Raw genomic sequence first — 9,679 nt, 5'->3', positions numbered from 1 at the left:
ATGTCAGCCACCGTGATCTCACCCGCCTTGCGGGCCAGCGTGTAGCCGCCTCCGGGGCCACGGGTGGATTCCACCAGTTCGTGGCGACGCAGTTTTCCAAAAAGCTGCTCAAGGTAAGACAGCGAGATCTGCTGACGCTGGCTGATCGCCGCCAGGGTGACGGGACCATTGTTTTGGCGCAGGGCCAGGTCAATCATGGCAGTGACCGCAAATCGGCCTTTGGTTGTGAGACGCATCGCAAGCTCCTGGTGTTAAGGCTTGTCCGTTGTAGAAACCACCGCCACTGCCTGCTGGCAGCAATGGCACCGTCTCCGCCCTTTACTCCAGCCAGTCGCCTGGCGCGGAGCCCTTCTTCACTGGGCTTTTTTCTTGAGTGTTTCGGACAAGTGTAGCACAAAGCCCAAGCAAAACTGTCGGGTTATAAAACCAGGCGGTTACATAACGACCAACCAGGCTTGGCACGGTCAAAGCCCCACTGCATCCTTGCCAGACGCGCCAAAGGCCTGGTCCTTGAGCCGGGTGAGCTGGTCGCGCACACGCGCCGCCTGTTCGAACTCCAGATTGCGCGCATGGTCCAGCATGAGTTTTTCCAGCCGCTTGATCTCGCGCGCCACATCTTTTTCAGACATGTCTTCCACCTGCGCCCGCTGGATGGCCTCCTGCTCCAGCCGCTCGGCATCCTTGCCCGCCTTTTCGCTGTACACACCGTCGATCAGGTCGCGCACACGCTTGACGATGGTGCGCGGCGTGATCCCGTGCGCCTGGTTGTGCGCGATCTGCTTGAGGCGGCGGCGCTCTGTTTCGCCAATGGCTTTCCTCATCGAATCCGTGATGCGGTCCGCATACAGAATGGCGCGACCGTGGATGTTGCGCGCCGCACGGCCAATGGTCTGGATCAGGCTGCGCTCTGCTCGCAAAAAGCCTTCTTTGTCCGCATCGAGGATGGCCACCAGCGAAACCTCAGGGATGTCCAGCCCTTCGCGCAAAAGGTTGATGCCGACCAGCACATCAAAGGCCCCCAGCCGCAGGTCCCGGATGATTTCTACCCGCTCCACCGTGTCCACGTCGCTGTGCAGGTAGCGCACCTTGACGCCGTTGTCAGTCAGGTAGTCGGTCAGCTGCTCGGCCATGCGCTTGGTCAGTGTGGTGATGAGCACGCGCTCGCGCTTTTCCACGCGGATGCGGATCTCCTGCAGCACATCGTCGACCTGGTGAGTGGCCGGGCGCACTTCGACTTCCGGGTCAACCAGTCCTGTGGGGCGCACCACCTGGTCCACCACCAGGCCCGAATGGGTTTTCTCATAGTCGGCGGGCGTGGCCGACACAAAGATCACCTGCCGCATGCGCTCCTCGAACTCTTCAAACTTCAGCGGCCGGTTGTCCAGCGCCGATGGCAGCCGAAAGCCGTATTCGACCAGCGTGGTCTTGCGGGAGCGGTCGCCACTGTACATGGCATTGAGCTGACCCACCATCTGGTGGCTCTCATCCAGGAACATCAGCGAGTCCTTGGGCATGTAGTCGGTCAGCGTGCTGGGCGGGCTGCCCGGCGCTGCCCCCGACAGGTGACGGGTGTAGTTTTCGATGCCCTTGCAGTGCCCCACCTCGCTGAGCATCTCCAGGTCAAAGCGCGTGCGCTGCTCCAGCCGCTGGGCTTCCACCAGCTTGCCGTCGGCCAGCAACTGCTGCAGCCGCTCGGCCAGTTCCAGTTTGATGAACTCGACCGCCGACAGCACCTTGTCGCGCGGCGTCACGTAGTGGCTGCTGGGGTACACGGTAAAGCGCGGGATCTTCTGCTTGACGCGGCCTGTGAGCGGGTCGAACAGTTGCAGGCTCTCCAGTTCGTCGTCAAACAGCTCGATGCGGATCGCCAGCTCAGAATGCTCCGCTGGAAACACGTCGATCGTGTCACCCCGCACCCGGAACTTGCCGCGCGAAAAATCCGCCTCGTTGCGCTGGTACTGCATACGGATCAGCTGGGCGATCACATCGCGCTGGCCCAGCTTGTCACCCACCCGCAGCGTCATGACCATGCGGTGGTAGCTCTCAGGCTCGCCTATGCCGTAGATGGCCGACACGGTGGCCACGATCACCACGTCGCGCCGCTCCATCAGGCTTTTGGTGCACGACAGGCGCATTTGCTCGATGTGCTCGTTGATCGCGCTGTCCTTTTCGATAAACAAGTCGCGCTGGGGCACGTAGGCTTCGGGCTGGTAGTAGTCGTAGTAGCTGACGAAATACTCCACGGCGTTCTTGGGGAAAAACTCGCGGAACTCGCTGTAGAGCTGGGCCGCCAGCGTCTTGTTGGGCGCAAATACGATGGCCGGGCGGCCCATGCGGGCGATCACGTTGGCCATGGTGAAGGTCTTGCCCGAACCGGTCACGCCCAGCAAGGTCTGAAAGGCCTCCCCGTCACGCAGGCCCTCCACCAGCTTGGCGATGGCCCCGGGCTGATCCCCGGCCGGCGGGTACGGTTGGAACAACTCGAACGGCGAATCCGGGAAGCGGACGAATTCGCCCTGTTGAGTTTCGGTTATGACTTCAGTGATATCCGGCATGGAACAGGTCAACGGGTGTTGTGAGGCGGCCGTTAAAATTGGGCTAACCCGGCACAGTACACCACGCCCGGAATCTTCGCTACCGACAACCTTTCAAGGATTTTCATGTCTCTGTTCACCGCCGTCGAAATGGCGCCCCGCGACCCTATCCTGGGCCTTAACGAGCAATTCAATGCGGATACCAACCCCAACAAGGTCAACCTCGGCGTCGGTGTGTATTTCGACGACAACGGCAAGCTGCCCCTGCTGCAGTGTGTGCAGGCCGCTGAACAGGCCATGATGGAAAAGCCCACCGCACGCGGCTACCTGCCCATCGACGGCATCGCCGCCTATGACGCGGCCGTGAAGGGCTTGGTCTTCGGTGCAGATTCCGATGTTGTCAAGAGCGGCCGCGTGGCCACGGTGCAGGCCATTGGCGGCACCGGCGGCCTGAAAATCGGCGCTGATTTCCTTAAAAAGATCAGCCCCAACGCCACCGTGCTGATCTCCGACCCCAGCTGGGAAAACCACCGCGCGCTGTTTTCCAACGCAGGCTTTGCGGTGGATGTGTATCCCTATTTTGACCAGAGCGCCAACGGCGGTCTCGGTGGCATCAACTTTGAAGGCATGCTGGCCAAGCTCAAGGCCGCCGCTGCCGGCACCATCGTGCTGCTGCACGCCTGCTGCCACAACCCCACCGGCTACGACATCTCCCCCGCCCAGTGGGACCAGGTGATCGCTGTGGTGAAGGACCGCAACCTCACCGCCTTCCTGGACATGGCCTACCAGGGCTTCGGCTACGGCATCGCCGAAGACGGCGCGGTGATCGCCAAGTTTGTGGCCGCCGACCTGAACATTTTTGTCTCCACCAGCTTTTCCAAGAGCTTCAGCCTGTACGGCGAGCGCGTCGGCGCTCTGAGCGTGGTCGGCAGCAGCAAGGAAGAAACCGACCGGGTGCTGAGCCAGCTGAAAATCGCGATCCGCACCAACTACTCGAACCCGCCCACGCATGGCGGCGCCATCGTCGCGGCCGTGTTGAACAACCCCGAACTGCGTGCCCTGTGGGAGAAGGAACTGGGCGAGATGCGCGTGCGCATCAAGGCCATGCGCCACAAGCTGGTCGATGGCCTGAAGGCTGCGGGCGTGACCAAGGACATGTCCTTCATCACCACGCAGATTGGCATGTTCAGCTACTCGGGCCTGTCCAAAGACCAGATGGTGCGCCTGCGCAGCGAGTTTGGCGTGTACGGCACCGACACGGGCCGCATGTGTGTGGCTGCGCTCAACAGCAAGAACATCGACTACGTCTGCCAGGCGATCGCCAAGGTCGTCTGAACGCGGGCCGGTTAACACCATGTTTGCCCGGCACACATGGTGTAAGCGGGCAACCGCCACATCATTGGCGCACTGCGGCAATCGCCTCGCCGGGGCCAGGGGCGCGCGTTACGCCCACCCCGCGACGACCCGGTTTTCGACTTGGCGGCACAATGGGGAGCATGAGATTCCTCCACACCATGCTGCGCGTTGGCAACCTTCAACGCTCCATCGACTTCTACACCCAGGTGCTGGGCATGCAGCTGCTGCGCCAGTCTGACAACCCCGAATACAAGTATTCGCTGGCCTTTTTGGGCTTTGATGGCGGCAACCCCGGCCAGGCCGAAATTGAGCTGACCTACAACTGGGGCACCGAGAGCTACGACATGGGGACCGCCTACGGCCACATTGCCCTGGGGGTGCCCGATGTGTATGCAGCCTGCGAAAAAATCAAGGCCGCGGGCGGCAACGTGACGCGTGAAGCAGGCCCCGTGAAGGGCGGCACCACCGTGATCGCCTTTGTGACGGACCCCGATGGTTACAAGATTGAGCTGATCCAGCGCGCCTGAGGCATGGGTCGTGCCAGCCTGCGAGAACCGTTCGGATCCGCCAGGGGGCAGTTGCGGTTCGTCCCGTGATCGGACATCCCTCCGCATGACTTTCAATCGTGAGCCGCCAGGCAAACAACCGGAAGTCAGAGAGTAGAACAAGCATGAAAGTTTGCATCATCGTAAGTGGGAGTACAGATACCGAGTCGTATTCGTTTCCCACTGCCGCAAACCGCTGACAGGGTGTCGGTGGCAAAAGAGGTTAACCGTTGTTGTCCGACAAAGTGCCCCCATGACGAATTGGCCCGCCCCCCTGCGAGATCCGGCCCCCATGCTGGAGCGTGCATTGAGCGAATGGGGAGGCCATCAGGATCTATGGATCTTCGGCTACGGCTCGCTCATCTGGAAGCCCGAGTTTGAGTACGCCGAGCGCCGCCATGCCAAGGTGCACGGCTGGCACCGGGCGCTGAAGATGTGGAGCCGCATCAACCGGGGCACTCCCGAATGTCCTGGGCTGGTGCTGGGCATGCTCTCCGGCGGAAGCTGCCGGGGCGTGGTGTTCCGCATTCACAAGTCTGAGGCCCGGCCAATCATGGCCAACCTGTGGCAGCGCGAGATGATCACCGGCGTGTACGACCCGCGCTGGCTCACCTGCCACACGCCCCAAGGGCCGGTGAATGCGCTGGCGTTCACCCTGTCGCGCAAAAGCCCCAACCACACTGGCGACCTGCCCGACAACGAATACCGCCGCATTTTTGCCCAGGCCTGCGGTCGCTACGGCACCACGCGCGACTATGTTCAGGCCACCTTTGATGAACTGCGCCGCCAGGGCATTCACGACCGGGCCTTGGCCCGATTGCTCGCGCTGGCACAAAAACAGGCATAGTGCTGGCCAGCGAACAGCAGTGCATTGGCTGGCTGGCCCCCTTCGCAAAGCCTGCGAGCAGGCCACCGTGGTTGCCACTGCCTGCTGATCGCTGGGTCGCCGTACCCCGGTCAATACACCCCTTCAACCCTTGGAGCACGCCCCATGAAGAACCGTTTCGGAATCGCCCTGTCCGCCATTGCGGCCATCACGCTGGCCGGCTGCGCCGCTAACTCGCCCTCCGGCCCCAGCGCCACAGCCAAACTGGAGCCCACCCGTGGCAACGTGACCGCAGGCACGGTCAACTTTGTTCAGGCAGGCGATGTGGTGAAGGTGTCCGGCACCATCAGCGGCCTCAAGCCCGGTGCCGAGCACGGCTTTCATGTGCATGAAAAAGGCGACTGCAGCAGCGGCGACGGCATGAGCACCGGCGGCCACTTCAACCCCGGCGGTAAGCCGCACGGCAGCCACGGCGTGGGCGAACACCATGCCGGCGACCTGCCCAGCCTGAAGGCCGACGCCAGCGGCAAAGCCAGCTTCAGTTTTGACTCGCGCACCATCCGCGTGGGCAGCACCGCCAATGACATCGTGGGCAAGGGCCTCATCGTGCACCGCGACCCCGACGACTACAAAACCCAGCCCACCGGCAACGCCGGGCCCCGCGTGGCCTGCGCGGTGATTACCGCCAAATAGTCGGCACCCCCTGGCGCGCCGACGCACCACGACAGCCTTTGGGCCAGCGCGTCGCCATCCAAAGAAAAAGCCGCTGCGACGCCAGCGGCTTTTTGATGGGGCCAGCGCCTGAATGTCCGCTTTGCGGGCCAATGGCTGCGGGGCGCTCAGCCCGCCTGGCGCTGCTGCCACAGCGCCTCGGCCCGGGCCAGCGCGTCCATGGTGTCAATGTCCATCACCACGCCCTCGTCCTGCACCGGCACGGCCAGCCCCCGCCCCTGCCCTGCCCACTGGCGCAGCACGGGCGCGGCGCCCTGGTCGCCTTGCAGCGCCAGCAAATCGTCCAGGCACTCCCGCCCAAACGCCACCGGGTGCCCCCGCTGCCCTGCAAACTCCGGCCATGCCACCGCGGCTTGCTGATGCGCCAGCACCTGCGCCATGTGCTGCAGCGTGGCGGGCTGCACCAGCGGCAGATCACCCGGCAGCACCAGCCAGGCCGATGCGTCGGCCGTGTGCCGCACGGCGGCCGCGATCGAGTCGCCCATGCCAGGGTGACGGGCCTGCTCCAGATGCCACGGCAGGCCGCTGGCGCGCACCGCATGAAGCGTGTGCTGCAAGACCGGCTGGCCTGCCAGCAGCGCCTGCAGCTTGTGCACCGTGCCGCCCGAGGCCCTGAAGCGCTCGCCGCGGCCAGAGGCAAGGATGATGATGGTGGGTGCGTTGGCTGGCATGACAACACGGGCCGCGCCCGACCTGCGCGGTGGGCGATCAGCGCGGCTTGCGCGCCGACGGCTTGGCGCTGCCCGTCACCCGCGGCGGCAGGCCCGTGTGCTGGGTCAGGATGCGGCCCTTTTGCGGCTGGCCGGGCGCTTTGGCCGATCGGGACGATGCCTTGCCCGCCGCAGCCGATACCGGCGGCGGCTGCACGCGCTGCCCCACAGGCGTGGAGTTTTTGCGCCGCGCGCTCTGGTAGCCACCGTCCGTCAAGGGTTGGAAGGTCGGGATCAGGTGGTGCTTGCCGTTGCCGATCAGATCGGCCCTGCCCATCGCCTTGAGCGCATCGCGCAGCAGGGGCCAGTTGTTGGGGTCGTGGTAGCGCAAAAAGGCCTTGTGCAGCCGGCGGCGCTTTTCGCCGCGCACGATGTCCACCGACTCTTCGGTTTCGTCGCGCATCTGGCGGCGCACGCGGGTCAGCGGGTTGCGGCCTGAGTGGTACATGGCCGTGGCCGTGGCCATGGGGCTGGGGTAGAAGGTCTGCACCTGGTCGGCGCGGAAACCGTTCTTTTTGAGCCAGAGCGCGAGGTTCATCATGTCCTCGTCGCTGGTGCCCGGGTGGGCGGCGATGAAGTACGGGATCAGGAACTGCTTTTTGCCCACCTCGGCACTGAACTTTTCGAACATCTGCTTGAACTTGTCATAGCTGCCGATGCCCGGCTTCATCATCTTGGTCAGTGGCCCCTGCTCGGTGTGCTCGGGCGCGATCTTGAGGTAGCCGCCCACGTGGTGCTGCACCAGTTCCTTCACGTATTCAGGACTCTTGACGGCCAGGTCGTAGCGCAGGCCCGAGCCGATGAGGATTTTCTTGATGCCTTTGAGCGCACGGCCACGGCGGTAGATCTTGATGAGCGGGCCGTGGTCGGTGGTCAGGTTCTGGCAGATGCCCGGATATACGCAGCTGGGTTTGCGGCAGGCGGCTTCGATCTCGGGGCTCTTGCAGCCCAGGCGGTACATGTTGGCGGTGGGGCCGCCCAGGTCAGAGATGGTGCCGGTGAAGCCCTTGACCTTGTCGCGGATGTCCTCGATCTCCTGGATGATCGAGTCCTCTGACCGGCTCTGGATGATGCGGCCTTCGTGCTCGGTGATGGAGCAAAACGTGCAGCCGCCAAAACAGCCGCGCATGATGTTGACCGAAAAACGGATCATCTCCCACGCAGGAATTTTGGTCGCCCCGTCGTGGCTGCCGTTTTCATCGGCGTAGGCGGGGTGCGGGCTGCGGGCGTAGGGCAGGTCAAACACGTAGTCCATCTCGGCTGTGGTCAGCGGGATGGGCGGCGGGTTGATCCACACGTCACGCGCCGTGACGCCTTCGCCGTGGGCCTGCACCAGGGCGCGGGCGTTGCCCGGGTTGGTTTCCAGGTGCAGCACACGGTTGGCGTGGGCGTAGAGCACGGGGTCGCTTTTCACCTGCTCGTAGCTGGGCAGGCGGATGACGGTCTTCTCACGCGGAGGGGATTTCAGTCGTGTCTTGAGCGCTGGGTTGGGCACGAACTGGATGGGGGCAATGGCAGGATTTGGATCATTTTGGCCAGTCGCGCTTGTCCCGCAAGCACTTTGCGCTCCTGATTCAGTAGCACAACCGCCCTCTTCCTTGCTGCAGCTGGCGCCCTGGGCAGCCGCCTGCTCGCTGGTCGTCATGTAGGGGTTGATGTGCGCCTCCACACGGCCGGGTTCGTCCACGGTGGTCGAGTCGATCTCAAACCAGCCCTTGCCGCTGTCGTCGTCGGGCCGGCGCACAAAGGCGGTGCCACGCACGTCGGTGATGTTGGCAACCGGCTCGCGGGCCGCGATGCGGTGGGCCACCTCGACCAGCGCGCGCTCGGCGTTGCCGTACAGCAGCAAATCGCACTTGGCGTCCACCACAATGCTGCGGCGTACCTTGTCGCTCCAGTAGTCGTAGTGGGCAATGCGGCGCAGGCTGCCTTCGATGCCGCCCAGGATGATGGGCACGTCCTTGTAGGCCTCGCGGCAGCGCTGGCTGTAGACGATGGCGGCGCGGTCGGGGCGCTTGCCGCCCACGTCGCCGGGGGTGTAGGCGTCGTCGCTGCGGATCTTGCGGTCGGCGGTGTACCGGTTGATCATCGAATCCATGTTGCCCGCCGTCACACCCCAGAACAGGTTGGGCTTGCCCAGCACCTTGAAGGGCTCGGCGCTTTGCCAGTCAGGCTGGGCGATGATGCCCACGCGAAAGCCCTGGGCTTCGAGCGTGCGGCCGATCACGGCCATGCCAAAGCTGGGGTGGTCCACATAGGCGTCGCCGGTGACCAGGATGATGTCGCAGCTGTCCCAACCGAGCTTGTCCATCTCGGCGCGGCTCATCGGCAAAAAAGGGGCCGTGCCAAAGCGCTTGGCCCAGTACGGTCGGTAGCTGGTCAAGGACTTGGCGGCGCGCGCAAAAAAGGAGACGTCGACGGGGGCGTTCATGCGGCAGGGGGGCCGCGCCCGCATGGCATGGCGGGGCGTGGCTCTGGTGGGTAGCCCGCGATTTTAAAGGCGCAGAGGGTTTTTGTCGCTGTGCCAGGCGCTTGTCCTTGCAGCGGCGCGGCTTGTTCCGCGGGTCGGGCCGCCGGCTGGCAGCAGGGCCAAGGTCAGACCGCGCTGCTTTCCCCGCGTTTGGCGTGCCCGCGCAGGTATCCCGGGCGGCGCGGCGCTGGCTGGCACACTGGCCCCGGCGCTCAAGTTGCCGCGCCGGTTGCCGATAACGCAAGTACACACCGGAGCCTCTGATGGACGTCGCACTCACCAACAGCATTGTCAGCACGGCCAGCGCCATGGCCAGCGCCCAAAGCGCCGACGCCGTGAACATTGCGGTGCTGAAAAAGGCGCTCGACATCCAGGCTGCATCGGCCGCCACCATGCTCGACGCCGTGGCGCAGGCCATGCCCCAGCCCGCGCTGGCCACCAGCGGAACGCTGGGCACCCAGATCAACACCTTCGCCTGACGGCCACCGCGCATCGCGCTGCGGCCA

General features: G+C 64.2%; 9 protein-coding genes. 5 read left to right on the top strand and 4 right to left on the bottom strand.

Annotated elements, in window-relative coordinates; all coding sequences use genetic code 11:
* Positions 1 to 236, bottom strand: a 236-nt coding sequence (locus ACK543_RS06060; RefSeq protein WP_409941952.1) for an Rrf2 family transcriptional regulator, incomplete at its 3' end; no start/stop codon positions are given.
* Between the two features lie 228 nt (positions 237 to 464).
* On the bottom strand, positions 465 to 2,555 hold the full coding sequence (gene uvrB / locus ACK543_RS06055; RefSeq protein ID WP_409941951.1) for an excinuclease ABC subunit UvrB: 2,091 nt from the start codon (positions 2,553 to 2,555) through the stop codon (positions 465 to 467).
* 105 nt (positions 2,556 to 2,660) lie between these two features.
* Between uvrB and ACK543_RS06050 the strand changes: the two genes are divergently transcribed.
* The 4 genes from ACK543_RS06050 (at position 2,661) to ACK543_RS06035 (ending at position 5,954) form a co-directional block, all read left to right on the top strand.
* The gene (locus ACK543_RS06050; RefSeq protein WP_409941950.1) at positions 2,661 to 3,869 is read left to right on the top strand and encodes an amino acid aminotransferase; all 1,209 of its coding nucleotides are present in this window, start codon (positions 2,661 to 2,663) and stop codon (positions 3,867 to 3,869) included.
* Positions 3,870 to 4,030: 161 nt separating this feature from the next.
* Positions 4,031 to 4,417: a lactoylglutathione lyase gene (gene gloA, locus ACK543_RS06045; protein ID WP_409941949.1), complete on the top strand. Its 387-nt coding sequence runs from the start codon at positions 4,031 to 4,033 to the stop codon at positions 4,415 to 4,417.
* A gap of 271 nt (positions 4,418 to 4,688) precedes the next feature.
* Positions 4,689 to 5,282 carry a gamma-glutamylcyclotransferase gene (locus ACK543_RS06040; RefSeq protein ID WP_409941948.1) on the top strand — a complete coding sequence of 198 codons (594 nt, stop codon included), beginning with the start codon at positions 4,689 to 4,691 and terminating at the stop codon, positions 5,280 to 5,282.
* Positions 5,283 to 5,426: 144 nt separating this feature from the next.
* Positions 5,427 to 5,954 carry a superoxide dismutase family protein gene (locus ACK543_RS06035; protein ID WP_409941947.1) on the top strand — a complete coding sequence of 176 codons (528 nt, stop codon included), beginning with the start codon at positions 5,427 to 5,429 and terminating at the stop codon, positions 5,952 to 5,954.
* A 146-nt stretch (positions 5,955 to 6,100) separates the two neighbouring features.
* Here the strand turns inward: ACK543_RS06035 and ACK543_RS06030 are convergent, their stop codons facing one another.
* Together ACK543_RS06030 and ACK543_RS06025 are read right to left on the bottom strand one after the other, a co-directional pair.
* Positions 6,101 to 6,664, bottom strand: a complete 564-nt coding sequence (locus ACK543_RS06030) for an NTP transferase domain-containing protein (RefSeq protein ID WP_409941946.1) — start codon at positions 6,662 to 6,664, stop codon at positions 6,101 to 6,103.
* Positions 6,665 to 6,701: 37 nt separating this feature from the next.
* Complete coding sequence (locus ACK543_RS06025; RefSeq protein ID WP_409941945.1) at positions 6,702 to 9,134, bottom strand: YgiQ family radical SAM protein; 2,433 nt, start codon at positions 9,132 to 9,134, stop codon at positions 6,702 to 6,704.
* 302 nt (positions 9,135 to 9,436) lie between these two features.
* Here ACK543_RS06025 and ACK543_RS06020 point away from each other — a divergent pair, with 302 nt between their 5' ends.
* Positions 9,437 to 9,652 (top strand): putative motility protein, encoded by a 216-nt coding sequence (locus ACK543_RS06020; RefSeq protein WP_409941944.1) that lies wholly within the window; start codon positions 9,437 to 9,439, stop codon positions 9,650 to 9,652.
* The last annotated feature ends 27 nt before the right edge of the window (positions 9,653 to 9,679 follow it).

The organism is Acidovorax sp. (assembly GCF_046341535.1).
GTDB lineage: Bacteria > Pseudomonadota > Gammaproteobacteria > Burkholderiales > Burkholderiaceae_C > Acidovorax.
This window is presented reverse-complemented; position numbering and strand designations above follow the sequence as displayed.